The 25,495-nt window shown below is 43.8% G+C and carries 27 protein-coding genes; 15 read left to right on the top strand and 12 right to left on the bottom strand.

What is annotated here, in order from left to right:
• Positions 1-22: 22 nt before the first annotated feature.
• From ACRC32_RS13960 to ACRC32_RS13940, 5 genes are all read right to left on the bottom strand, one after another.
• A complete protein-coding gene (locus ACRC32_RS13960) occupies positions 23-775 on the bottom strand; it encodes an amino acid ABC transporter ATP-binding protein (protein WP_438554539.1) in 753 nt (250 codons plus the stop codon).
• Between the two features lie 56 nt (positions 776-831).
• On the bottom strand, positions 832-2,022 hold the full coding sequence (locus ACRC32_RS13955) for an amino acid ABC transporter permease (RefSeq protein ID WP_438554538.1): 1,191 nt from the start codon (positions 2,020-2,022) through the stop codon (positions 832-834).
• A gap of 4 nt (positions 2,023-2,026) precedes the next feature.
• The gene (locus ACRC32_RS13950) at positions 2,027-3,187 is read right to left on the bottom strand and encodes an amino acid ABC transporter permease (protein WP_438554537.1); all 1,161 of its coding nucleotides are present in this window, start codon (positions 3,185-3,187) and stop codon (positions 2,027-2,029) included.
• A gap of 81 nt (positions 3,188-3,268) precedes the next feature.
• Positions 3,269-4,357 (bottom strand): amino acid ABC transporter substrate-binding protein, encoded by a 1,089-nt coding sequence (locus ACRC32_RS13945; protein ID WP_438554536.1) that lies wholly within the window; start codon positions 4,355-4,357, stop codon positions 3,269-3,271.
• A gap of 218 nt (positions 4,358-4,575) precedes the next feature.
• The gene (locus ACRC32_RS13940; protein ID WP_438554535.1) at positions 4,576-4,809 is read right to left on the bottom strand and encodes a hypothetical protein; all 234 of its coding nucleotides are present in this window, start codon (positions 4,807-4,809) and stop codon (positions 4,576-4,578) included.
• A 247-nt stretch (positions 4,810-5,056) separates the two neighbouring features.
• Here ACRC32_RS13940 and ACRC32_RS13935 point away from each other — a divergent pair, with 247 nt between their 5' ends.
• The 5 genes from ACRC32_RS13935 to ACRC32_RS13915 all read left to right on the top strand — a co-directional run bounded on the left by ACRC32_RS13935 (position 5,057) and on the right by ACRC32_RS13915 (position 10,018).
• Positions 5,057-5,569: a YdcF family protein gene (locus tag ACRC32_RS13935; protein WP_438554545.1), complete on the top strand. Its 513-nt coding sequence runs from the start codon at positions 5,057-5,059 to the stop codon at positions 5,567-5,569.
• A 254-nt stretch (positions 5,570-5,823) separates the two neighbouring features.
• A complete protein-coding gene (gene uvsE, locus ACRC32_RS13930) occupies positions 5,824-6,753 on the top strand; it encodes a UV DNA damage repair endonuclease UvsE (RefSeq protein WP_438554534.1) in 930 nt (309 codons plus the stop codon).
• Positions 6,754-6,827: 74 nt separating this feature from the next.
• Positions 6,828-8,246: a hypothetical protein gene (locus ACRC32_RS13925; protein ID WP_438554533.1), complete on the top strand. Its 1,419-nt coding sequence runs from the start codon at positions 6,828-6,830 to the stop codon at positions 8,244-8,246.
• Between the two features lie 140 nt (positions 8,247-8,386).
• The gene (locus tag ACRC32_RS13920; protein ID WP_438554544.1) at positions 8,387-9,043 is read left to right on the top strand and encodes a DUF1295 domain-containing protein; all 657 of its coding nucleotides are present in this window, start codon (positions 8,387-8,389) and stop codon (positions 9,041-9,043) included.
• A 198-nt stretch (positions 9,044-9,241) separates the two neighbouring features.
• Complete coding sequence (locus ACRC32_RS13915) at positions 9,242-10,018, top strand: ZIP family metal transporter (RefSeq protein WP_438554532.1); 777 nt, start codon at positions 9,242-9,244, stop codon at positions 10,016-10,018.
• A gap of 61 nt (positions 10,019-10,079) precedes the next feature.
• Here the strand turns inward: ACRC32_RS13915 and ACRC32_RS13910 are convergent, their stop codons facing one another.
• Positions 10,080-10,379 carry a hypothetical protein gene (locus ACRC32_RS13910; RefSeq protein WP_438554531.1) on the bottom strand — a complete coding sequence of 100 codons (300 nt, stop codon included), beginning with the start codon at positions 10,377-10,379 and terminating at the stop codon, positions 10,080-10,082.
• Between the two features lie 377 nt (positions 10,380-10,756).
• Between ACRC32_RS13910 and ACRC32_RS13905 the strand changes: the two genes are divergently transcribed.
• The 4 genes from ACRC32_RS13905 (at position 10,757) to ACRC32_RS13890 (ending at position 14,249) form a co-directional block, all read left to right on the top strand.
• Positions 10,757-11,773 carry a CsgG/HfaB family protein gene (locus tag ACRC32_RS13905; RefSeq protein ID WP_438554530.1) on the top strand — a complete coding sequence of 339 codons (1,017 nt, stop codon included), beginning with the start codon at positions 10,757-10,759 and terminating at the stop codon, positions 11,771-11,773.
• Between the two features lie 211 nt (positions 11,774-11,984).
• Positions 11,985-12,392, top strand: coding sequence for an Npun_F0494 family protein (locus tag ACRC32_RS13900; RefSeq protein ID WP_438554529.1), 408 nt, complete (start codon positions 11,985-11,987; stop codon positions 12,390-12,392).
• Positions 12,393-12,513: 121 nt separating this feature from the next.
• Complete coding sequence (cobQ, locus tag ACRC32_RS13895) at positions 12,514-13,998, top strand: cobyric acid synthase CobQ (RefSeq protein WP_438554528.1); 1,485 nt, start codon at positions 12,514-12,516, stop codon at positions 13,996-13,998.
• Between the two features lie 11 nt (positions 13,999-14,009).
• A complete protein-coding gene (locus ACRC32_RS13890; RefSeq protein WP_438554527.1) occupies positions 14,010-14,249 on the top strand; it encodes a 2Fe-2S iron-sulfur cluster-binding protein in 240 nt (79 codons plus the stop codon).
• A gap of 117 nt (positions 14,250-14,366) precedes the next feature.
• On the opposite strand, the gene ACRC32_RS13885 is transcribed toward ACRC32_RS13890, so the two are convergent.
• The 3 genes from ACRC32_RS13885 to ACRC32_RS13875 all read right to left on the bottom strand — a co-directional run bounded on the left by ACRC32_RS13885 (position 14,367) and on the right by ACRC32_RS13875 (position 16,698).
• Positions 14,367-15,545: an MFS transporter gene (locus tag ACRC32_RS13885; protein WP_438554526.1), complete on the bottom strand. Its 1,179-nt coding sequence runs from the start codon at positions 15,543-15,545 to the stop codon at positions 14,367-14,369.
• Positions 15,546-15,548: 3 nt separating this feature from the next.
• Positions 15,549-16,067 carry a DUF192 domain-containing protein gene (locus tag ACRC32_RS13880; RefSeq protein WP_438554525.1) on the bottom strand — a complete coding sequence of 173 codons (519 nt, stop codon included), beginning with the start codon at positions 16,065-16,067 and terminating at the stop codon, positions 15,549-15,551.
• A gap of 166 nt (positions 16,068-16,233) precedes the next feature.
• Complete coding sequence (locus ACRC32_RS13875; RefSeq protein WP_438554524.1) at positions 16,234-16,698, bottom strand: DUF192 domain-containing protein; 465 nt, start codon at positions 16,696-16,698, stop codon at positions 16,234-16,236.
• 405 nt (positions 16,699-17,103) lie between these two features.
• Here ACRC32_RS13875 and ACRC32_RS13870 point away from each other — a divergent pair, with 405 nt between their 5' ends.
• Positions 17,104-17,589, top strand: coding sequence for a hypothetical protein (locus tag ACRC32_RS13870; protein ID WP_438554523.1), 486 nt, complete (start codon positions 17,104-17,106; stop codon positions 17,587-17,589).
• 37 nt (positions 17,590-17,626) lie between these two features.
• Here the strand turns inward: ACRC32_RS13870 and ACRC32_RS13865 are convergent, their stop codons facing one another.
• The 3 genes from ACRC32_RS13865 to ACRC32_RS13855 form a co-directional block, all read right to left on the bottom strand.
• Positions 17,627-18,673, bottom strand: coding sequence for a pentapeptide repeat-containing protein (locus tag ACRC32_RS13865; protein ID WP_438554522.1), 1,047 nt, complete (start codon positions 18,671-18,673; stop codon positions 17,627-17,629).
• Positions 18,674-18,794: 121 nt separating this feature from the next.
• The gene (locus ACRC32_RS13860; protein WP_438554521.1) at positions 18,795-19,982 is read right to left on the bottom strand and encodes an NACHT domain-containing protein; all 1,188 of its coding nucleotides are present in this window, start codon (positions 19,980-19,982) and stop codon (positions 18,795-18,797) included.
• 96 nt (positions 19,983-20,078) lie between these two features.
• A complete protein-coding gene (locus ACRC32_RS13855; protein ID WP_039713047.1) occupies positions 20,079-20,864 on the bottom strand; it encodes an RNA polymerase sigma factor SigF in 786 nt (261 codons plus the stop codon).
• A 331-nt stretch (positions 20,865-21,195) separates the two neighbouring features.
• Between ACRC32_RS13855 and ACRC32_RS13850 the strand changes: the two genes are divergently transcribed.
• The 5 genes from ACRC32_RS13850 (at position 21,196) to ybeY (ending at position 25,434) form a co-directional block, all read left to right on the top strand.
• On the top strand, positions 21,196-21,924 hold the full coding sequence (locus ACRC32_RS13850; RefSeq protein ID WP_438554520.1) for a Bax inhibitor-1/YccA family protein: 729 nt from the start codon (positions 21,196-21,198) through the stop codon (positions 21,922-21,924).
• 197 nt (positions 21,925-22,121) lie between these two features.
• Positions 22,122-23,235, top strand: a protein-coding gene (prfB, locus tag ACRC32_RS13845) for a peptide chain release factor 2 (RefSeq protein WP_438554519.1) whose coding sequence is annotated in 2 segments (ribosomal slippage) — positions 22,122-22,193 and positions 22,195-23,235 — 1,113 coding nt in all. Because the reading frame shifts where the segments join, the coding sequence is not laid out codon by codon here.
• Between the two features lie 278 nt (positions 23,236-23,513).
• On the top strand, positions 23,514-24,443 hold the full coding sequence (locus tag ACRC32_RS13840; RefSeq protein WP_438554518.1) for a hypothetical protein: 930 nt from the start codon (positions 23,514-23,516) through the stop codon (positions 24,441-24,443).
• A 230-nt stretch (positions 24,444-24,673) separates the two neighbouring features.
• The gene (locus ACRC32_RS13835) at positions 24,674-24,901 is read left to right on the top strand and encodes a DUF3285 domain-containing protein (RefSeq protein ID WP_438554517.1); all 228 of its coding nucleotides are present in this window, start codon (positions 24,674-24,676) and stop codon (positions 24,899-24,901) included.
• Positions 24,901-25,434, top strand: coding sequence for an rRNA maturation RNase YbeY (ybeY, locus tag ACRC32_RS13830; RefSeq protein WP_438554516.1), 534 nt, complete (start codon positions 24,901-24,903; stop codon positions 25,432-25,434). Before ACRC32_RS13835 ends, ybeY begins: the two co-directional genes overlap by 1 nt.
• The last annotated feature ends 61 nt before the right edge of the window (positions 25,435-25,495 follow it).

Raw genomic sequence — 25,495 nt, 5'->3', positions numbered from 1 at the left:
CCCGCCCCTACGATTCCCTCGTTTACAAAATTTGCGATAAAAACTTGCGCGTCCGTTCTTCTTTGGGGTTTTGAAAAAATTCTTGGGGTGGGGCTTGTTCGACTAACATTCCACCATCCATTAAAACGATGCGATCGGCAACTTCGCGGGCAAACCCAACTTCGTGCGTCACGACTACCATTGTCATCCCCGATCGCGCTAAATTCCTCATCACATCTAACACTTCTCGTACCATTTCTGGGTCAAGCGCTGATGTAGGTTCGTCAAATAACATAATTTTAGGCTGCATTGCCAACGCCCGGGCGATCGCTACCCGTTGTTGTTGTCCGCCAGAAAGTTGTCCTGGGTACTTTTGCGCTTGTTCTAAAATTCCTACCCTTTCCAACAGTTGCATGGCGACTTCTTCCGCTTTTTGCTTTTTCCAACGGCGTACCCAAATCGGCGAAAGAGTTACGTTTTGTAATACACTCAGGTGAGGAAACAAGTTAAATTGCTGAAACACCATTCCCACTTCTCTACGAATTGCATCGATGTTGCGCAAGTCGTGAGTCAGGGCAATTCCATCGATTTCAATTCGCCCTTGTTGGTAATCTTCTAAAGCATTAAACGTGCGGATAAATGTAGATTTACCCGAACCAGAGGGACCCATCACCACCACTACCTCCCCCCGATTTACGGTAAGGCTAACCCCACGCAGGACGTAGAATTTGTTGCTGCTGTACCACTTATGAACGTTCTCAGCAACAATCATTGGTTGTGAATTCTCATTTGTCATTTGTCATCAGTAGTTGGTGGTTGTTGACGGTTGAGGTTGACAGTTAACTGTCAACCTCAACCATTTACATTTAATTTCCGTTCTAAATAGCGACTTGCAGTAGACATTCCATAACAAAAGAGCCAATAGAGTAAGCCAATGAATAAATAAACTTCGGTATAACGTCCGAGGAATTGGGGTTGTGCCAAAATCGAGCGAGAGATTCCGGTTAATTCTAGTAAGCCAAATAGAGCGAGTAGAGATGTATCTTTAAATAAACCAATAAATTGACCGACGATCGCGGGAATTACGGCTTTAAGTGCCTGGGGTAATACGATCAGTAACACAACTAAAGGCGAACTTAATCCCAAGGCTTTAGCGGCTTCGTATTGTCCTATAGGTATAGCTTGTAATCCACCACGGATATTTTCTGCTAAATACGCTGCACTAAATAATACTAGTCCGGCGATCGCCCGTAGTACGCGATCTAAATTGCGGAAGTTAGGCGGGAGAAATAACGGTAACATTACCTGGGCTAAGAAGAGAATGCCAATGAGTGGTAACCCGCGAATCACTTCAATGTAGAGGATCGATAAGATCCGGACTATAGGTAATGGACTTTGGCGACCGAGGGCAAGTAACACGCCAAAGGGAAACGACAGTACGATCCCGCAAATTGCTGTGAGTAGGGTTAGTAATAGCCCCGACCATACATTTGTTGGAACTGAAGTTAAACCCAGACCACCTCCAATTAACCAAATATTGACGATAAATACTAATCCCCAAGCTGGTGTTAGCCAAGGGCTAATACTAGTAGGTAATTTACGTCCAACTGCGTAGCCAACTATAGCAATAATGGCGATCGCTAATATCCACAAACGCGCACTCAGGTCTAAAGGTAGCAGTACAATAGCTGCAATAATTACCCCTAAAACACATAAAATTGTCCGGCTAAATAATGGTGACTTTCTGACAATATAACCCCAACAAAGCCCTACTAAACCGATAATCAGTCCCAGCGCCGTCCACACCCGCCAATACAATTCGGGAGGAAATCGACCGACAAAAAAGAGCCGCAAGTTTGCACCCACGACTCCCCACTGTGCCGTAGTTAATGCCCAACTAATAAAGTTACTCAGTCCCCAAATAATGACTGCTAAGCAAACAATTGTCAGGATACTGTTGTACCAAGTACTGAATAAATTTTTCTGTACCCAGTTAAGGGGAGATGTGGGTGGGTTAGGAGGCGCAGACGATTGGATTTGCAAGGGTCTATCTCTCCTTAATTTGCACGGTGCGGTTGTATAAATTCATAATCAGAGAGATGGTTAAGCTTGTGGTTAGATAGGTAATCATAATCAGCAACATCACTTCCACAGCCCGTCCCGTCTGATTAAATGTTGTGGAAGCAACAAAATAAACATCGGGAAAACCGACTGCGATCGCCAAACTGGAGTTTTTAGCTAAGTTGAGGTAGTGACTCGTCAAGGGTGGTATAATCACGCGCAATGCTTGCGGTAAAATCACCATTTGCATGATCCGATTTGGCTTCAGTCCCAAAGCACGGGCTGCTTCCCACTGCCCTTTTGGTACGGCTAGAATCCCCGCCCTCACAATTTCAGCAATATAACTACTCGTATAAATCACCAGTCCAGCGAGTAGGGCGCAAAACTCTGGAGACAGGCGCAATCCACCCTCAATCTGTCCCTGCATAACTTGCGGAATACTCAACCGAAAGGGAATACTGCGGGTCAAGACAAAAGCAACGATCGCCGCCCCTAAAATAGAACCCAAAGCATACCAAATTTGATGTCCTGCCTGTCCTCGTTCTACCATGACGCGCCCCCGCCAGCGCCACAAGGCGATCGCCCCAACAATTCCCGCCAGCAGTAACACCAACCAAATGCCTCCCCCCGCCCCAATTTCCAGCCACGGGAAAAATACGCCTTGTCCCGTCAGGTAAGCAGAACCAAGTAGAGCAATTGGATTGTCAGTTCCTGGTAAATTGATAAAAACGGCAAAGTACCAAAAAAATAGTTGCAATAGTAGAGGTACGTTGCGGAAGATTTCTACATAAGCAACAGCAATACGTCGTACTAACCAATTATCTGAAAGTTGGGCAACTCCAAAAATCAATCCGAAAATAGTAGCTAAAACCAGACCAATTGCTACCACTCGTAGCGAATTAATCAATCCTACAAAAATTGCCCGACCGTAGCTGTCAGAAGGATCGTAGGAAATGAGAGTTTCGCCAATATCGAAAGAGGCTTGGACTCCCAAAAAATCAAATCCTAACTGAATGCCTAATTGCCGCAGATTGTAAGTGAGATTATCCCAAATCAGGGCAATAAAAATTACCACCAACAAAACCGCGATCGCCTGTCCGGCAATCTGCCAGAAGCGATCGTCTCGTAATAGTTTCTGCAACTTCATGTAGCGGTAGTTGGTAGTTGGTAGTTGGTAGTTGGTAGTTGCCGCTCCTCTGCCCCTCTGCTCCCTGCTCTCTGCTCCCTGCTATCTAAATGGTGGAGCGTAGTGTAAGCCACCTTTCTCCCAGATATCGTTCTGACCGCGTGGTAAATTGAATGGCGTGCCAGGTCCGAGATTGCGGTTGTAAATCTCACCGTAGTTGCCGACTTTCCTCACCGCACGGGCAACAAAATCATTCGGTAAACCCGCACCTTGACCTAAATTCCCTTCCGTGCCTAGCAATCTTTTGACAACTGGGTCTTGGCTTTTGGCGAATTGGTCGATGTTTTTGGAATTAATCCCCAGTTCTTCGGCTTCAATTAAGCCAAAGATCGTCCACTTAACTGCATCAAACCAGCGGGAGTCTCCGTTTTTCACGGCAGGTGTTAGCGGTTCTTTGGATAAAAGCGCATCTAGAATAATATTATCTTGCGGATTTTTCAGCGTTGTTCGACGGGATACCAATCCAGAGCGATCGGTACTCACAGCCTGACACCGACCTTGTTCGTATGCGGCGTAAACGGCATTAGCATCTTCAAATACTAGGGGCGTGTATTTCACTCCAATTTTGCGCATTTGGTCGGCAAAGTTTTGCTCGGTAGTGGTTCCCGTCTCCATGCAAACAGCTTTACCCTGCAAACCCTTCAAGTCTTTTGTCCCAGCAGATTTCTTCACCATTACGCCCTGACCGTCATAAAACGTCACGGGAAGAAACTCCAGCCCTACCGAAGTATCGCGACTCATCGTCCAAGTCGTATTGCGACTGAGAATATCGACTTCTCCTGCTTGCAGGGCAGTGAATCTCTCTTTTGCGTTCAGATTGCGGAAATCGACAGCATTCGGATCGTCAAATAAAGCCGCTGCGATCGCCCGACAGATATCCACATCGAGTCCAGAATACTTACCTGCTTGGTCTACGTAGCTAAATCCTGGTAAAGTACCGCTGACACCGCACGCCAGCCTGCCGCGAGACTTAGCTGCATCTAATGTACCCCCTCCTCCCCCTGCGGCTGGGCTACTTCCTGTTTGGGCGGTTCCCTGTGGCTGTGGTGACTGGGAATAAAATTGGCTGCAAGCAGCTAAAGGAGTTGCTACCAGCGCAACACCCACTAGCAGTACACTCCTCTTAAACATGATAAATTTGTCCTACTCTTCTCTGTTTTTTTACGATGCACGCTCATACTAAGTGGTATCAACTGCCACAAAAGCGAGTGTTTCTCTGTAAATTTGATTAGTTAAACTCTACAGTAAACAGAGGCAAGAGGCGAGAAGCACTCTTGTCAGAGGCAAAATGCATACCTGTAGGGGCGCACCGCGGTGCGCCCCTACTAAAATACGTGAAAATTGCACCGTTAATTCTGATACGAACGACCGCGCCTATAAAGAGTTACTCCTAGAGCAATTCCAGGAATAGTCAAAACTGCTACCCAAGGAGAACGCCACCAATCAATTGTTTGCGTCGTGTAGCTGTTCCGATATCTGCTGCAAGGATAAGATTGAGCTGGATCGACAGAAGAAAATAAAACTCCACCTGCGATCGCAGTCGTGGATAAGATAACCGCCAACGATAATTTTGCTGCTTTCATTGTGCTTAACTTCCCTAGCTATTACCAGTTCAACTCAAGTCGCCTGACAGAAGCATTAATTTTTATAAATTGTAATTTTCTTCCCAACACTTTTCCAAAATTTCTTTCGACCTCAGCCGCCCTACACTATTGCCTGCTACCCTAGATATTCGTGTTGTTGCGCTGAAGCTCTGTTAAAGTTCTGAAAAAGCGACGTTATCGACGGGTTAAGCTGCGAAAATCTGGGCGTAGGAGTTGGTGTTGGCTGATACTACTACTGCCTACCTTATTGTGGCTGGGATACAAAGAGGTGAAAAGCCAGTTGGAGCCATATCAAGCAATTCTCGTCCTCGGTGGTTCAGTCCAACGGGAGCAGTTTGCGATCGAATTTGCACGCAACAAGCCAGATTTACCAATTTGGGTTTCTGGTGGTAGTCCGAAAGAATACGCCCGTAATTTATTTACCCAAGCTGGTGTCGATCGCAGTCGCTTGCATTTAGACTACCAGGCAGTCGATACGGTCACAAACTTTACTACTTTAGTCGACGAGTTTCAAAAGCGGGGCATCAAGAAAATCTACCTGATCACGTCTGACTATCATATGCGCCGTGCCGAAACAATCGGTCAAATTGTCTTAGGTAGTCGTGGGATTGATTTTACCCCGATTTCCGTTCCCTCCAAGCGATCGCCAGAACCATATAACAAAACCATCCGCGACGGAGGTAGAGCTTTGCTTTGGGTGCTGACAGGACGCACGGGTTCGACATTGACGAAAAGATAAGTCAGAAGTCGGGAGTCGGGAGTCGGGAGTCGGGAAAGGGAGGCAAGGGAGACAAGGGAGAGGGGGAGAAAATTCTCCCTTGTGTCCTCCCACACTTCCCACAATTCCCACACTTCCCACACTTCACGCACCGCTCTCTTACCTCTCACCTCTTGATAGATGTGATTTTAGATTTGACAGATTAAATTTATGTTGATTACCCATGTTTGTTTGTGGTGGCGATCGCGGTTCGATGAGCCACTGTTTATGTATCTATGATTATCGATCCAAGCAGTACAAAATTATTATCTCGCGCAAGCGATCGCTCTAAATTGGGTTTAGTTTGTATTACCGTTTCTAAAGCAGTCCGATATCGTACCATGACGCGGACGCGCTACCTCAAGTTGAGTGCAGCAGAACGAGAAACTGCCTTGCGAGAGCTTTATTTGAGCAATTTAACTCGCTTGGATGCGGCAATATCTTTTTGTCAAACGAACCAAATCTTCCTCTATCGAATGCCTTCGGGTTTGTTTCCCCTGAGTGACATGGAAGACGGCATCGGACAAGCTATCTTAGCAGAAATGGCTACCGATTTAGCAGCAGTGGGAAGGCGATCGCAACAACTGAGCATCCGAATGGTACTCCATCCCGATCAATTTGTGGTATTAAGTTCTGACTCGCCACAAGTCGTGGAAAACAGTATCAAAATTTTGACACAACATGCCCAAATTATGGACTTGCTCAGTTTACCGCGATCGGCTTGGGCGTGCATGAATATTCACGGAGGCAAAGCTCAGAGAACGGCGCAATTGGTGCAAGTTGTCAATCGCCTTCCAGAAGCAATTAAAAGCCGCCTCACTTTTGAAAATGACGAATACGCCTACAGTGCTGAGGAAATCCTAGCTGTCTGTCAGCAGGCAAAAGTCCCAATGGTCTTTGACGCTCACCATCACATCTGTCATGAGAAACTAGAAAGCTACGATCGTCCCTCTGTAGCCGAGATGTTCTATGCTGCTAGATCGACGTGGGAAAATCCAGATTGGCAACTCGTCCACATTTCTAACGGTGAAGCAGCTTTCAATGACAGACAGCATAGCGAATTTATTACCGTCATGCCTAGTATCTACCGAGAAGCACCCTGGATTGAAATTGAAGCTAAGGCAAAAGAAGAAGCGATCGCGGCTTTGACCAACAACAATTGGTGATAATATTTGCTGTTATCGCTCCTTAACTGCGAAACCTGCATTCTTGATGCGAGCAGAATTTGGTTGAAATCAATATGTCATCTCTGCAAAAAACTCAAATAGCATTTCGTCCAGTACGGCGCTTTCTCTGGCTAGAACGATTGATTGCTCTTGTGATTTTACTAAATTTCTTCCTTGTCTTGTTCGATTTATCATATATTCCCTGGCGAGACTTTTATTTTGAGAAAGTTCCTCAAATTGTTCAGCAGTACGATCCCATTAAAGGTATCGAACCCCATAGAGAAACAACCCGATATCTGGCTCAATTCCAACAAATCAAACAACAAATTGAGCAGACGGGTATTCAGTCACCAGAAGTCGAAAATTTATTAGCTCAAATGCGGCAACTTAGCAATGAGTTAATCGAAGATAACCCTTTTGCGATCGCCCAGAAAACCGGACATTTAGAAAAGATCAAAAATCAAGTCCGCGATCGCGTTCATATTAACTCAGCTCATCAAGCTTTCGATACTTTTTGGAGTCAGGCTTATCTCAATCGCGCCGGATGGGAGCGAGAATTAGATTTCTTTACAACAAATCTTCAACCGCTCATAGAAACCAACTACTATCGTGGAATTAATATTCAAGGTAAACTCCTCGATCGCTTTTGGCTAATTGATTTACCTTTTATTGCTTTTTTTGGCTTAGAGATTCTCATCCGTACTTTCATTATCAGCCGTCAAAGACCAGATTTAAATTGGCTAGAGGCACTGCTAAGGCGCTGGTACGATTTATTTTTCCTCTTACCATTTTGGCGCTGGCTGAGGATAATTCCAGTAACGATTCGGCTTTATCAAGCAGAACTAGTGAATCTCGAACCCGTCCGCAAGCAAATTAAATATGATTTTGTCACTAATTTCGCTGAAGAAATGACAGAAATTGTTGGCGTACGGTTAATCGATCAAATGCAAGATTCAATCGAACGGGGTGATGCAGCTGAGTGGTTATTGAGAGCGGGACGTTACCAACCCTATATCAATATTAATAACACCAATGAAGTGCAAGAAATTGCTAATCGCTTACTGCGTCTGACAATTTATCAAGTTATTCCCAAAGTACAAACTGATATTGAATCATTACTCCACTACAGTATTGAAAATGCCATTAAGAAAACTCAAATGTACCAGCAAATACAGCACTTACCAGGCATGGAAACTCTACCTCGTCAAGTTTCATCAAAATTAGCTAACGATATTTCCCAATCTACCTACACAACTTTAACAAATTTACTCGAAGATCCCGTAGTTATAGAAAAATCAAGTCACTTAATTCAAAACTTTAGTATTGCTCTAGAAACAGAAGTTAAAAAACAGCATAACTTACAAGCACTTGAATCATTATTTGTAGACTTACTAGAAGAAGTCAAAATTAATTACGTCAAAGATATTGCCCAAGGTGGAGTTGAAAGAAGTTGGGAAGAAGCAAATCAATTACGCCGCATCATCCGCCAGTAGAAGTAAATCTTCAGAGAAATGTCACGCAAAGACGCAGAGACGCTAAGCACCCTTTGCACCTTTGCGTCTTTGCGCAAAACAAATCTTAAAAATTGAATTCCCAGCTACAATGAAGAAATGTTAAGAAAAATTTATGAATGATGCAGAATACAGCCGATGCTGGAGCGAAGGCGATAACTCAACTGACAGCAATTAATACAGCTAAGGTGCTAACGGTTATTTGCCTAACAATTTGTGCAATCGTTTTTGGGATATCCGACTTACGCCAAGTTATTTATCTTTGTTTGCACGTTAGCTATTGTATGTGGTGGCTGCTAGAACAGTGGTTTTTTCCTAACCGACGACAGATATTTAACGAACCCATAGGAGTAGGAGGTTTTAGCTTCACTTTGATATTTGTCGGAGTATTCTATACCTTACCTGGATATTTAGCGTTTACTAACCCCGCACCTATTTCTGCACTCGCGATCGCGATCGCCATACCACTTTACATCTTCGGAACTCTAATTAATACCACTGCTGACATACAAAAACTAACTGCTAAGCAATACGGGGCTGGTTTAGTGCAGGATGGAGTTTGGAGATTTTCCCGCAATATTAACTACTTCGGTGACTTGCTACGCTATCTCAGTTTCAGCGTTATCGCAGGTTCTTTATGGGCTTATCTCGTACCAGGAACTATTACCCTCCTCTATCTCCAGCGCATCTCTCAAAGAGAACAAACCATGTCTGGTAAGTATAGCGAGTATGCAGCGTATCAAGAGTCTAGCAGCCGCTTGATTCCTTTTCTTTGGTGATTCAGGGCAGCATACCATATCCATTCTGAGAAGGCGTACAATCGTGCGCCCTCAAGCCATGCAAAAATTAGCAATACGTACTCATAACGAGTATGATATACTTGATTTTCAGGAAATATCTTTTTACAGATGTAAACCCAAGCAGCATGTATTTAAGTTGCTATTTCACCATTACTATCACTACCGCGATCGCAATTTATGAACGTTGTTCTTGTCGGATTTCTTGCTAGCCTACTCGCTGGGCTGGCAACTTTTGTTGGAGCTTTACCAATCTTACTACCAATTAATTTAACTCAGAGAATCCAGGGAATCATGTTGGGATTTGGTGGGGGAGTTATGTTAGCAGCTACAGCTTTTTCTCTCATCGTTCCAGGCACAGAAGCAGCAGAAAAGATTGGTTATTCCAGAGCGATCGCTGCTCTAATTATGGTTATAGGTATTTTATTGGGCGGATTGTTTTTACAAGTTGCTCATCACGCTTTACCACACGAACATTTTTTTAAAGGGCGAGAAAATTGTCGGGGGAAAAATATTAAACAAATTTGGTTATTTATTGCCGCGATTACAATTCATAACTTTCCTGAAGGATTGGCTGTAGGAGTAAATTTTGGGAGTGGAAATATCGAACAAGGACTACCAATTGCCATAGGTATTGGCTTACAAAATATGCCGGAAGGATTAGTAGTTGCCCTATCATTAGTCTCAGAAAGGTATTCTACTAGCTATGCTTTAGGAGTGTCTCTACTTACGGGTTTAGTAGAGCCTTTGGGCGGTTTAGTTGGTGCTGGCGTAGCAAGTATAGCTCAGTTTGTTTTACCTTGGGCAATGGCATTTGCAGCAGGAGCAATGCTATTTGTAATCAGCGATGATATTATCCCCGAATCGCACCGTAAAGGATTAGAAACAGAGGGAACTATTGGTGTCATGATAGGTTTTGTGGTAATGATGTTTTTAGATATTGCATTAGGTGGATAGTCAGTTGACAGTTATCAGTTGTCAAGAAATTGGTTTTGACTTTTAACTTTCGACTTTTGACTTAATCTTTCGATTCCAATTGTTTTATTTTACGCTCTAATTCAAACTCGCGATCGCTGACAATTGTTTCTAAATTCGCGATGCGTTGCTCAAGTTGTTTTGGATCGCTATTTGCTAACGATTTATATTTATTGTCATCGCGCCAGACAAAGTACGTACCTGTGGCAGCTCCAGCGATCGCGGCTAGCGGTAAAATAGGACCGCTCCTAGTTACACTCGAAAGCGGAATGCAAATTGCTAGCATTCCCGTAGCAAAAGCCCAAATTTTTGAAGTTGCAGCAACGCGGATATCTTTACTCATTGCCTGCTTCCCGTACGGAGATTACTGACAAACTATTTAATTTTAATGTAGCAGTGAATTTCCGAGTCTTTTCGCCAGCTTTGCAAAAATTTTACTGAGTTAGTCTGTTCCAGATAGCACTCATCTGCGTTTATCTACTTACTCATGCCTGCATCTGTCAAACAAGTCTCTACAGTAGAGATACAATGCTTTCGTGTTCCTTGATATTGTTCGTAATTTTAAGTACTTAAATTTTAAGTAAATATACGTAAACTACAGCGATCGCTTGGATACAATCGTGATTATCCATCTGTGTGGGATCTACCAAATAGTAGGTTTTCCATTTACAGAGGATATTTTTTTATTTTTGCCACAGCCTTATTGCCAATCTAAAAAATATGCGAAATTCAGTACAACTAGCGACTCGTTCGCTCAATTTGTTATGTGTTTTTGGTTTATTATGTACAACGCATTTATCTTTGCTAATACCTATAGTTCATGCTCAAACCCTTAATCAAATTGGAATTGACCAAACACAAGCGATACAACGCCAGCGAGTTGCCGTACTAGATTTTGATTTTGCCGATACTGGTAGTGTTAATTTTGCAAATCTCTTTGGTGGCGCAAGTCCAGCTCAAGGAGTGAGTAATTTAATTACGAATGCATTAGTTAAAGATGGTTCCTATAGTGTCATTGAGCGTAGTAAAATCGACGATATTTTGCAGGAACAAAACTTAGGTGCTTCGGGACGAATAGATCCAGAAACTGCTGCGCAAATTGGCAGAGTTTTGGGAGTTGATGCTGTTGTCATTGGGGCGGTGACTCAATTTAATATTGAAGCAAATAATTCTGGTAGCGGTTTTTGCGTTTTTGGAGTTTGTTCGGCTAAGCAAAAAAGTAGAGCGATCGTGCAAATTAATGCTAGGCTCGTCAGCACGACTACCGCAGAAATTCTTGCTGCAACTCAAGGTAAAGGGGAAGTCGATAAAAAAAGCAAAGCTTTAAATGTGAGCGGTATTTATCACGAGTCGAAACATGCCGATCCTGAAACTTTATTGAGTGCAGCTACAGAAATTGCTGTCAATGAAATTACGCGAGAAATTATTGCTTCTGCCTCCAAAGTGACTACAGCAGCTTCATTTATTCCTAATGTCAATGCTGTAGTAGCCGATGTAACTAATAATCTAGTAACCATTAACAAAGGACAGGAAGCGGGCTTAAAAACAGGAATGAAAATCTCAATCGAGCGAGTAGCCAAAGAAATTAAAGATCCTGAAACTGGCAAAACTCTCCGTGCCTTAACGTCTCCGATTGGCACGATCGAATTAATAGAAGTCGGTCAAGGTTTTGCGACTGGTAAGATCGCTGTTGGAGCAGGGATTAAACGTGGAGATATGGCAAAAGCAGGACAATAAAGAAGGCCGTTAGAATTTAAACGTAGGGTGGGCAATGCCCACCTTTTTTACATTTATGGCTCATGACCAATGACTCGTGACCCGTGACTCGTGACAAATGACAAAGGACAAATGACTCATGACAAGTCACCCATACCTGCAATAATTAAGATATTTAGAAGTTTCAAAAATCGCTTTTCAGGCAGAGTGACTATAGGGTACAAATACTAAAATGACTAATGCAAATACTAGCAATGCCAGACCGTTTTTCTACCCCAACCGTACCTTAGAGCGGGCGCGTCGGGCGCTGATTTGTTCTAGCTTTAACTTACACTTATTCCAGGCAATGATAGCTCAAAGCGTGCCAGTTATGGCGATCGCCGGCAATTCAGGCATGGAAAAAGGCTATAGCCAACGCCCATTAACAGAACTTGCAGTAGACAACGAACTCTTTTGGCTGATTCAAGTCGGTGTATTGCGGCGCGAGGTAGACGGACAGGGAATTACAGATAGTTTTCGGCTCACGCCTCTGGGTAGACAGATAGTAGAGCGATACGCTCAGCATGGTAAGTGGGATACTCCAACGTGGCGCGATCGCCTTTACAATAGCCTGAGTCGCTGGCTGCAACTGCCTTTTTAGGTGAATGCCTTAAATTTGTCAGCGTAAAAGTTAAGAATCAGCAAAAAAGGGGAAAAATAAACACAGAAACCCATCTCGGTCTGAAATTTCTGCCTTTACCTGCTCAAGCCGATAGCCGCATATGAAATCAATCATGATCGTGGGAACGACATCCCATGCTGGAAAATCAACGATCGCAGCTGCAATTTGTCGCATTTTAGCCAAACGTGGCTGGCGTGTAGCGCCCTTCAAAGGACAAAATATGGCGCTGAATGCTTATGTTACCGTTAATGGTGGCGAAATTGGCTATGCCCAAGCGGTGCAAGCGTGGGCGGCTGGCGTTGCTCCAATGGTAGAGATGAACCCAATCTTGCTCAAACCCCAAGGGGATATGTCTTCTCAGGTGATTCTCAAAGGCAAGGCTGTGGGAAGAGTCAACGCAGCGGACTACTACGAGCAATTTTTTCAACCAGGATGGCAGGCAATTGAAGAATCTCTGCGCCATCTGTCAGCAGAATTTGACATGATCGTATGCGAGGGGGCAGGCAGTCCGGCAGAAATTAACCTCAAGCACCGCGATTTAGCAAATATGCGGATCGCTAAGTATTTGAACGCACCAACGTTACTAGTCGTAGATATCGATCGCGGTGGTGCTTTTGCCCATGTCGTAGGCACGCTAGAATTACTCGAACCAGAGGAACGCAGTTTAGTGCGCGGGATTATCATCAATAAATTTCGCGGACAGCGATCGATCTTAGAACCGGGCATTAAGTGGCTGGAAGAACGGACGGGAATCCCCGTCATCGGTGTCATTCCCTGGCTGGATCATTCATTCCCCGCCGAAGATTCCCTCGATTTGTTTGAACGCAAGCCCTCTCGGGCTAAAGGCGAACTCAACATTGTCGTAATTCGCCTGCCGCGAATTTCTAACTTTACCGACTTCGATCCGTTAGAATCGGAACCCTGTATTGGTTTGAGATATCTCAGTCCCAAGCATGAATTAGGACATCCAGATGCGGTTATTCTTCCAGGGACGAAAACCACGATCGCCGATTTACTCGTTTTGCATAAAACCGGGATGGCAAAGTCAATTCAAAACTATGCAGCGGCTGGGGGAACGGTTTTAGGTATCTGCGGCGGCTTCCAAATTCTGGGGCAACAGCTAGCCGATCCAGAAGGGCTAGAGGGCGAAGCTGGTAGGTATCCAGGTTTAGGATTGCTGCCAATTAAAACGGCAATCACGATGCATAAAGTTGCTCGCCAGCGTCAAGTCATATCGAATTTTCCGCAGTCAGGATTGCCCGTGACAGGGTATGAAATTCACCAAGGGCGATCGCGTTTAGTGGAATTACCCCCCGCCCAAGCCAACGACTATCAACCCCTGTTTGACGATACCGGTCTTGGCATGGTAGATAGTAGTCAATCAATCTGGGGAACATATCTGCACGGAATTTTCGATAATGGACCTTGGCGGAGGGCTTGGTTAAATCGCCTGCGGCAACAAAGGGGACTCAAATCTCTACCGACAGGTATTTCTAATTATCGCGAGCAGCGAGAAGCAATGCTCGACTCCCTAGCAGGTATGGTAGAAACCCATCTAGACTTATCCTCTGTTTTGTCGCCTTAAAGTTAGGAATTATGACTGTGCGAGTCAATTTTTTACCCGATGATGTCACTGTAGAAGCCACAGTCGGAGAACCATTGTTAGATGTAGCAGACCGAGCGGGGGTTGTCATCCCCACCGGCTGTATGATGGGTTCCTGTCACGCTTGCGAAGTCGAGATCGATGGGGACGATACAGTATGCGCTTGTATTACTGCTGTACCACCTGGACAGGAACAGTTGACGATCGATCTTTATTTCGATCCAGCGTGGTGAGAATCAGTTAACAGTAACAGTTATCAATTATCAGCGATCGGGTATTGTAGGGGCGGGTTTGCCAAACAGCTTTGCATTTCATCGAGATTTCCGATCGACCCGCTTGACTTTTGACTTTTAACTTTTGGCTGTTGCTTTAGCCCGCATCAAAAATACCAAGGCAGCTATAGCCATTATCCCCGTCACGATTCCAGCAGTTCTATAAGTTCCAGCTATCCCTACGAAGTTAGTCAAAGGCTGGCTGACAAGGGGTGAGAGAAATTGCCCCAAAAAAAAGCTAGTAGTTAACCCACCTAAAACTCTCCCACGGGCTACACCAGGAGCGATTGAAGTGAGGCAAAAGTTCATATTTGGCATGAGTAAACCCAAACCTAAACCCGCGATCGCTAATCCTAGTAGAATCACCGCATAACCTGCGCCAAAACTTATCAATTCGTATCCCAACGCCATATTTAAAAAAGCAATGCCATAAATGCTAATAAAGCTGAGGCGGGCTTTGACGCGCTGGTACAATAACGAGCTAACCGCAGAACACCCAGTTGCAAGGGCGATCGCTAACCCGCTTTGAGAACTGCTTGCCTGTAGTAATTGCTGTAAGTAAAAGGGGAGTTGGACGGGAATTAGATAAAATACGATTTGCGAGATTAGGGCGATCGCATAAGTCAATACCACTAAACCAGTCGCCAAGCTGGTTGGTTCGTCTGCAACGTTAGTCCCAGCACCCTTTGTACGATTCGGTTCCGGTAGCAACAACACGACGCACGGTACTAAAACTAGGGCAATTAAGTAGATAAAAAAGGGCATCCGCCAATTGATATCGGCAAGAAAGCCCCCTAAAGTCAGGAAAACAACCCCTCCTAATGCCATAAAAGCAGCTTGGATACCCAAAAACTGCCCTCTCGCCTTTCCCGTATAGTAATCTGCAATCAACGCCGTCGCCGTTACCATCACCCCAGCCACACTCAAACCCAATAATGCCCGTCCGAAAAGGATAAAGCCGATCGCATTCAACCACAGCCCCGAACTACCTGCCAACCCGTATACGAGTAAGGCAATAATTAACACGGGTTTGCGTCCCAATTTATCGATTGTCGCGCCAACAAGCGGCGCAGCTACAGCAATAAATAGGGCTGGAGCTGTCAAAACTAACCTTACCCAGTAGTCTGCATTCGGCACGGTACTAAAGTGCTGCTTCATCGCTGGTAGCGAAGGTGCAATTGTTGCACCCGCCATGACAGTCAGCGTACTGACAAGTAGTAAAGTGATTTTGACAGGGGACGAGTTAGTTTGCTGCATCAGCTAAGCTCTGGGGATTTCACCATCTAAGAACCGAATCGGCACGCGATCGCCTACCTCTAGTCCTAATTCTGCCGTCGCGCCACTTCGTAGCTGAATCATTTGGTCTACCGTTGCCTTTGAGCTATACGTAGGGCAAGCAATTGCATCGCAAGGCTTTGCCTCTACTTGAATGGCTGCGATCTGTCCGTTTTGTAAATAGACGACATCCACAGGGAAGCGCATATTTTGCATCGAGACCTTAACTGGGCGAGGCGGATCGATAGTATACAGCATTCCTCTTGTCTCCGAAAGTTCGCCACGGTACATCAGTCCCATAGATTGTTGGTGCGCTGTTTGAGCAACTTCCAACTCAATTTCTTGTCCAGAAATTTGCGCTTTTGCACTTACAGGTAGAGATTGTGGTTGTTTTTCAATTTGAGCTTGAATTATTAGTAAAAGCAGACCGCTCACCAATGTAACTATGCAAAAAGCATTATTAGCTGAAATCTTCCGGTGCTTCTTCTGGGTCGCAGTTAACATAAAGCCCTCGCTTTAACGATTTCTTAACCGAAGCTATTCGACTTTTTAACCAGAAATCGACTAATTTCTTAACCAAAAATCGTCCTTGTAAATAGTTTAAATTAACTTTTACTTAAATCTTTTATCTAAAACAAAAAAACGAGTATTAAGTTTTATTAAGCCGAAATCAGCGAAAAGTTTTAGTATCTAAGTCGAGAAACTCAATTGGTAGGCGATCGCCAGTTTTTAAACCTAGCTCTAAAGTTCTTCGAGCCTGTAACTGCACCATCTGGTCTACTTTTACCTTTGAGCTATACGTGGGGCAATTGACTTCATTACAGGTAGGAACAGCTATTTGAATTTGCTGAATTTCCGTATTTCTCAGAAAAAGTGTATCGACTGGTACAAGAATGTTTTGCATGGAAAATTCGATCGCTTGAGGCGGATTGAATTCAAACAGAATTCCCCTATTTCTGGGAATTATAGTACGATACATTAAGCCTTGTGCTTCTTGCTCTGGGGTTTGAGGAACTTCTAAGTAAATTCTTTGCTTGGCAACTTCAATTCTGGCTAAAACTGGTATGACTTGCGGTTTTTGTGGTGAACTAAGTTGTAAAGATAGCCAAGAAAAGCCTAAATACAGAGTAGTCAAAATACTAAATATAGAGATTCCAAGTAGCCAAATAGAATTTTTAGAAAACATAGTTTGATTGATTTATACATATTAATAAACTTGTAGTTAAATGCTAGGTAATCGGTGATGCAGATTGCGTGCAATGAAGAAACTGCGCCATTGACACATTTTTAAGCAACAATTCACAATTTTAGGTACGATGACTGTAGATAGTTCTAGCTCTATAAAGTTAAGAGCAAAGGCGCTAATTTATTAAGAATCAATGAACAGAGATAGAAAGTATGGAAAATGCAGAAGCGTGCTTTTGACTTGTCGCTTCTAACTTCTTTCTCGATCGCTCAAATATTGCCAATCTCAGAGAGCAAATTCGCTGTACCATATAACAAATCAGTTGCGTCTGAGTGCTTTGAGGGATGAGGAGTTATGAAAACAGCTATCTTACCAATCTTAGCGATCGCCTTAGTCGTCTTTTCCAATCGAGAAACGCCAGCTCAACAAGTAGAAACTAGCTCCGACCGTTCTTTCTTGGCACTGGTGGAAGGAGATGATGGCGATCGATGTAGCTTTATATCTGCTGATGTCTTGGAACGCTCGGCAGACATCGCTCAGGGATTGCTTTTCGTGCGATCGGGAGACTCTCCAGACCAAGTCAAATACAAAATGCGCTTCGTTCCTGATGGAGCATATGCCAATGATGTATTACAGTGGACGGCGATCGCCGGAAAAAACTACACGCGAGCTGACGTAAATTTCGACAAGAACCGCGCTGCGACTCGCTCGTTTACAATGGCGGTTAACTATCAGCAGCCAGAACAAAAACAATGTCGTTGGGAAGTACGCGAACCGCAACCAGCAGCAGCACAGACAACGGAACAAGATTTAGCGCCTGCACCTGGTAGTAATCCATAGGTAAAGTAGAGGCGCTACATGTAACGCCTCTTCTACATTAATGGAAAATTGCCCCTTGTTGCTGAAACTCAAGTTTTATCTGTGCTGAAATTCCTACAACATCAATAAATTGAGTTTGTGCTACTTTGACTGCATTCAGTTCTGCACGGGTGAGATTGGCTGCATTCAAACTCGCCTGACTCAAATCAACACCATGCAAATCTGCTTGTTGTAGTAGCGTCTCACTCAAATTTGCCCCCTGTAAGTTGGCATTCTGAAGATAGGCACTGGTTAAATTTGTCCGGCTGAGATTTGCGCCACTTAAATTCACGCGGGGTAGAATTGCTCGTAAGTCTGCATCGCTCAAATCGGCATGACTGAGATTAGCATCGCGAAGATTGGCATTACTGAGTTTGGCACGCAATAGACAAGCACCACTCAAATTAGCGCGACTCAGATCGGCTAACGTCAAGTCAGCACCACTCAAATTTGCCCCCTCCAAATTAGCGCGACTCAAGCTAGCATTACGAAGATCTAATTGACTGAGATCGGCTCCGACTAAATCTTGTGTAGGATCTAAACCGATCGCTTCTAGACTAGAAACAAAGTCTGTCGCGATCGCCGAGTTTAATAATTCCCGCGCGATCGCCAACTGTTGCTGTTGATATTTTCTCGCTTGAGTCAATTCTCCTAAACTAGTGTATGCTTGTCGCAGGCTATTTAAGATCTGTCCTTCCTGTAGGCGATCGCCTTGTGCTGGTACGATCGCCAAAAGTTTTTGCCAGTAATCGATTGCACGAACATACTCTGCTGATGCTAAATAAGCATTACCGATATTGGCAAGAGCATTCATTTCGCCAGTTGCGTCTTGAATTTTCTGGGCGATCTCCAAATGTTGTTGAAAGTAGGCGATCGCCTGGGGTATATTTCCCAAAGCTTGATAAGCTGCGCCTAAATTCCCTAAAGCCGCGCCTTCGCGCTTGAAATTTTGGCTGCTCCGATAAAGATTTAATGCTTGTTGCCAAGACTGCAATGCAAGCTCAAATTCACCTGTTTGGTATTGAGAAATACCTTGTCTGAGCAGCAAGTCTGCTTCACTAGTCATCTAGCGATTTTTGCCGTGCGATCTTCAGCTTTAACATTACCATAAACCTGCTAGATCGTGACAACATTGTAGGGGCGCACAGCTGTGCGCCCCTACAAGAAATTTATGTTAGGTATTTACATTAAGCGATCGCGGCTTTGAGCGGACAGCTTAAATATGAAGGAACTAAAAGTGTCTCTTCAATTTCTGTACGTAAGCTTCGCGTCATGTATTGTGCTTGGCGCAGGCAATCAAGTATGAGTTGATTGACATCGTAATATTGTTTGAGAATAGCTTTTTGCTGGGAAGTAAAAGGAAAATTTATCAGCTCGTAACTCGAAGCATCGATATCAGATTCAGATAGATGAAGATGGCGATCGGTGCGATCGTCTTGGAGAGAATCTGATTTAAGATCGAGGATGAATTCTAAATAAAAGGCACGGAAAGCAGCTGGTTTAAATTGAGGTTTGCTCAGATGATGTGACTTGCGCTCCAACCAGAAAAGAAAGCGCGATAATTCTGGATCGACTCCGGCGATCGCGTCAGCTTGTTGCTTCATTAAACTGAGAAAATAGTCAGCATTTCGCAACATACTGACAACGAAAACAAAAACTTCGTGCCAGCGTGGTTCTGAAATTCGAGCAGCTAAATTTCTTAAAGCTTGTTCTGCTTTTTGAGGATGAGAAAGATCGGCTATTTCTCGCGCTATAAAATACTCGTGAAATCTGATATCGGAGAAAGAATAAACCTCTGGAGCGGACTCAACAAATAACTGGTGTTGGTATTGAATAGACTTTAGTAGTGCCTCAGTCGTAAGTTGCAAGAGTTCCGGGCTAGTAGGTGCTTTTGGCAGGTTACATATATATTCGGTAATAGATTTTTCAATATCCTGTTTGCTAAACTTACCTCCAGTTTCAAATGTAGCCAAAGCAATTTTACTTAACAAGTCTTGTTTGTGCTGTACGGACAAATTTTTGTAGAAGCGATCGCCTGGAATATGATAAGCTTCATCCCATTGACTCAATAAAATTTCTAGCCCTTCGCGGTAGAGCTGACAGCGATCGTCAGGAATTTCTCGACCGGCTTCAACTAATAGACAAAGCAAATTTAATAATGGATCGTTAGACAATTCATTAACAATTTCTTTTTCCTCGTGTTGTAAAGAGAAATTTACGATGCGATCGAGTTTCTTTGAGTCACTTTTATGTAATTTCTCAACTTGTACCCATTTACCACTAAAGTTGACACCTTTGCGGTCATCCAACTTAATACCTTCAGTTTCCATCGGCTGAGGAAAACGATCTACCAACGCTGAATCGATGGAGTTCATAAGCTTTATGGTTTTGGTGTTACAGTTTGAATTTTTCGGATGTTTATTCAATTCATAATTACGAATTACTAGCTACGAATTACGAATTACGAATTATCATGCTCTAGTTTGAGCAATTTGAGGTTGAAGCAAAGAAAATAACTGTTCTTTGCCCTTTTGAAGATATCGAGTTACAGTCATTGGGCTAATACCAATTCGTTTAGCAGCCTCTTTACGAGAAAACTCTTTTAAGAAAACAAATTCCACAGCTTTACGAGTTTTTTCTTCCAGCTGGTTCATTGCTCCTTGCAATTGTTGGCGATCTTCTTCCTGTTGTTGCAAGCTAGTAGAGCGCTGGTCGGGTAAAGCATCAGCTAATTTAATTTGGCAATCGAGATGTTGAATAACTGTACTATCTAAACTTAAGACAATTCGATTTTGGAAGGCAAGCTTACTATCTAACCATTCTTGAATTGCAACATTCAATTCTTCAGCAATTTCTATATCTGTAGGAGTGCGACCGAGAGTTAATGTTAGATCTTTACGAGCCTTCTGTCCTTGATTGTGAAGTTCTTGCCAACGGCGGGGAATTTTGACAACTCCCGTGCGATCGCGTAAGAAATGTAAAATTTCACCGCGAATATAAGGAATTGCAAAAGAACTAAAAGCATACCCTTGATAAGGGTTGAAGCGCTCGATAGCACGAATTAAACCAAAGTAACCGATTTGTTCTAAATCTTCATATGGCTCGGTACATTGGCGGCTAAACTGATGCGCCATCTTTCGCACCAAACCAGTGTGCATACTCACAAGTTTATTGCGTAATGCAATCGAAGGATTTTGATAATAAGCAATTAATAGCTCTATCCCATTAGAGCAGGCTCTAGTATGAGTTATCGACATAAAAATCCTCAACAGCGATCTAAGCTTCCCTAATGGGAATTAACAGGTGGTGCGAAATCTTTAATCAAAGCTGAAAATTATTGTCGGTGGAGAAGGCTTCTCAAACCATGTCGTTCTTACTGAATTTATGAGGGGATTAGCAGATTGCGGTGAATTTTCTCCGTAGATCTGCTGAGTTGACTGGCTGAGAAGGCTAAATATTTTAAGATTAGATTTAGATTTCTGCTGCTAGTCTCACACTGGTTAACTGTTAGAGGTTTAAGCCAAAATAGGCATATGTCACCATATCGTTGCTCTCACACAACCCGTTAAAAAATTAAGAAAAAATTCCATGAGTAGCACTAGCAATTTTCGCGAAGCAATTCGTCAAGCTAAGACTAGCGCCATAGTAGGTCCAAACGTTATTGCTAATGCCCTGCCTTATCTAGGTGGCGGGCTGGTACTAACAGCACTGGGAACCTACGGTGGTCTAAGTGTCATCCGTGCCAATCCAGGGTTATTCTTCCCTACGTTTATTGGTGCGGTCATTTTGGAACTGATTCTGTTCTTCGTGGCGATGAACGTTGCTGAGAAAGGTAATAATCGCGTTGCCCTGCCTCTACTAGCAACATATAGCTTGCTAACTGGCTATACTCTTAGCGGCATCGTCTTTATGGCACTAAGAACCCAAGGCGTAGGTATTGCAGGTGTGGGGTTTGCTGCCCTCGGCTGCGGTGTCACCTTTATTGCAGGACGTCAAATTGGTTCTAACTTGTCAGAACAGGACGGCATGGCATTGACGAAAACAGTCAGCCTAGGAGTCATTGCCCTAGTGGTTGTCTGTTTGGCACAATTTCTGTTTGCTCTGTTTGGCATCTATACGCCGACTTGGTTAGAAATTGCGATTTCAGGCATTGGCGTGTGTCTATTCGTTGGTGCAGCAGTCGTAGATTTCTACGTTCTGCCCCGTACCTACCGCAACGACCAATATCTCCCTGCGGCGCTGTCGATGTATCTGACATACATCAATCTGTTTATTTTCATCTTGCGGTTGTTAATTGCCTTGAATAGCCGTGATTAGTAGAGCCGTCACATGAATTGTAGAGACCGTTACATGTAACGTCTCTACAAACGATCTGCCGTGGCTTCAAAACAAGCCACGGTTTTTTTTGGTTGTTGCCCCAAAGGTTTTCAACTCTGGTTAAAATCATCAATACAAGTAGGGTGCGTTGTTAACGCACCCTGTCACTCAGTGAGCGATCGCTACTCGAAACCTATATGGAAGCACTAGAAATCAAACGCGAAGTTGAAAAGTTGTCCGATCGCCTGGGTAAAACCCAGGACTATCTTTGACATCCCCGCACTGACGGCAAAAATTCAAGATTTAGAACAAATTGCTGCCCAAACGGAGTTTTGGAACGACCAAACCAAAGCACAGCAAACACTTCAGGAACTCAACGACCTGAAAACTCATATCCAGCAATACGATCGCTGGCAAGGTAGCCTAGAAGATACCAAAGCCGTGCTAGAGCTACTGGAACTCGAGACGGACGAATCTCTGCTGCAAGAGGCTGAGACAAACGTTACCAGCCTCAACCGCGAACTCGACCAATGGGAGTTGCAACAGTTGTTATCCGGTCCCTACGATGACAAAGGCGCAATTTTGACGATTAATGCTGGAGCAGGTGGAACTGATGCCCAAGACTGGGCGGAAATGTTACTGCGGATGTATACTCGTTGGGCGGAAGATCGCGGCTATAAAGTGCAATTAGATGAGATTTCGGAAGGAGATGAAGCGGGGATTAAATCCGCTACCTTAGAAATTTCCGGTCGTTATGCCTACGGCTATTTACAAGGCGAAAAAGGAACTCATCGTTTGGTGCGGATTTCTCCGTTTAACGCTAACGGTAAACGACAGACTAGCTTTGCTGGTGTGGAAGTGATGCCCCAAATCGATACTTCCGTACAGTTGGAAATTCCCGATAAAGATTTGGAAATTACCACCACTCGTTCTGGTGGTAAGGGAGGACAAAACGTCAACAAAGTAGAAACAGCCGTGCGCATCCTCCACATTCCTACAGGAATTGCCGTCCGCTGTACCCAAGAGCGATCGCAGTTACAAAATAAAGAGAAAGCCCTGGCGATCCTCAAAGCCAAGCTGTTAATTATTGCCCAAGAACAACGCGCTCAGGAAATCGCTGAAATTCGCGGTGATATGGTAGAAGCAGCCTGGGGAACTCAGATCCGCAACTACGTTTTCCATCCATATCAGATGGTGAAGGATTTGCGGACAAACCTAGAAACAACGGCAATTACCGACGTAATGAATGGCGAACTCGATACCTTTATTGAGTCCTACCTACGCCAGGAGAAGCAACTAGTGGCTAGTTAAGGGACAAGCAAGAGCCAGAGTAGAAAAAAGAAAGCTGAGGAAACTGGAGGAGAAAAACCAAAATGGTTTTGCTGTTTACAGTCCTTAGCTCTTTTTTTGTTTTGCCAACCATTGACCCTGAATTGGTTTGCTGAACTTTTCCATATTGCTTTGCTTAAATTCAATCTTCATAATTAATACAATAAATAGCTAATCAGCAAAAAAATCGTTTTATTATATGCTGCTAATGGTGTTTGCTGCGCGTCGAGAAACAAAAAAATTATCTTAGGACAAAAACAGTGCTAATTCAAAGTTTATCCGATCTACCTACTGAAACTGAAAGAGCAGTTATTATTAATTTCAATACAAAAGTAGTTACCACCTTAGCTTTACTATCGGTTATTCGTCATGCAAGAATGCCCGTACTGTTGATCGACTGTGAGTCAACTGATGGTAGCTTAAAACATTTTTTAGCTTTGATGAAACGGTATGACTTTGATATTTTAACCGCTCCCTTACGTCCTCATGGTCAAACTTTAGATTGGCTTTTTAATAATATTGCCGCAGAAAAAGTTTTATTAGTTGACTCGGATCTGGAAATTCAGGATTCCGCTATAGTTAGCTTTTTCAGAGAGTATATTGACGAACCGCAGGTTTTCGGTTGTGGCTTTACCAACGGACCGAGTTGGCTTGAAGAACCAGCGTTTCAGGGAACCGCTTTAGAGAATGCTCTATATCACGAGCGTCCTTGGATACCGCTAACTCTCCTCAAGGTAGCCCCTATTCGAGAAGCACTTAGGCAAGGAAAGTCATTTGTAGACTTTTACCTAGACAATGAATACTCGTTGCTCTCACCTTTTAATAAGCTTCGATCGCGCTTCAAGCTACTCCACAGAATACTCAAGAAGGGACCAATTGAGTTGCGGCGCTCTTGCCATACTTTGAAACCCGCTGCGATATTTTACGATACCGGAGCAAGAATATTTGAATACCTTCGGTACGAAAGGCTGATGTTTTTTGTAGGACTACCCGAACCAGTGCATCACCGTTTTGCCACTCACTTTTTCGGGATTACCCGAAATACACTTAAACCATCAGATACTCATGGAGGCGGCGGGCTAGCTAAAATTTCCGATCGGGTTCGCTGTCGTTTATTAGAAGTTTATGGTGAGGAGGTTCGCACTGAGGAAGTGACCGATCGCCAGAAGATACTTGTCGGACGCAAGTAACAACATTAGTAATAACATTAGTAACAACATTGCTTGTCTAATGCCGAATGCAAGCGATCGCTGTAGTTAGTATAAGTCGGCAATCTTTAGAAACTTAGACAAAGATTGGGAACGAGCGCAAAGCGATTTGCGCTTGTTTCTCAGCTATTAACCCTGGTACGGACTACATTATTGGTGCAACAAACTGTTACATTTGAGAAAGAACCTAGCAAAACCTTAGGGTCAATCTCATGGAGAATTCACCTGACACGACGAAAACCGCCGAGGCACAACCAACGGAAGCTTCAAAAGTACCGTCTCATGTGGCGAATGAAGTCACCCCTGAGCCTCGACCGAGTTATGTAAAACTCGCTATGCGCAACATGGTGAAAAAGAGAGGGACTTCTCTGAAACATTTTGCCCTCACAACCATAGGATTATTGGCTTTACTGGTGGGTTTAGCTTACATAACTAGATAATGACAACCAGGAATACAGAAAATTCTGGCGTACAAGTTGAAGTCTGCGTGCAGGACTGTTTTACTGAAGCTTCTGGAATGGAACCAGCAGTTGATGCCCAAACTTGGCAAAAATGGTTTGAGTGCTGGTTAGAGAGTTTATCTTCTCAGCTTCCCCCAGCTGACAGTTACGAACTGAGTTTACGTCTAACGGACGATGTGGAAATTCAAGCACTTAACTTGCAGTATCGGCAGCAAAACAAGCCTACGGATGTTTTAGCCTTTGCTGCACTGGAAACGGACGTACCGCAGTTAGAAGAGTTGCGATCGCTTTTACCTCTATACTTAGGCGATATTGCGATCTCAATTGATACCGCTAGCAAGCAGGCACTACAGCAAGCGCATTCGCTATCGACAGAGCTAGCTTGGTTAGCCGCTCACGGTCTTTTACACCTTTTAGGTTGGGATCACCCAGATGAGGAAACCCTATTAGAGATGCTGGAACAGCAAACTTTGCTACTAAGGATAGTTGGTCTTGATATCAATCTTGTTTAAACTGGGCAAGATTGTAATTGTAAATATTGGCACAGCGCGATCGCGACAATTTGTTACTAAT

The sequence above is a fragment of the Chroococcidiopsis sp. genome (assembly GCF_051657925.1).
Taxonomy (GTDB): domain Bacteria; phylum Cyanobacteriota; class Cyanobacteriia; order Cyanobacteriales; family Chroococcidiopsidaceae; genus Chroococcidiopsis.
Note: the sequence above shows the minus strand (reverse complement) of the source record. Positions and strands in the feature narration are given on the sequence as shown.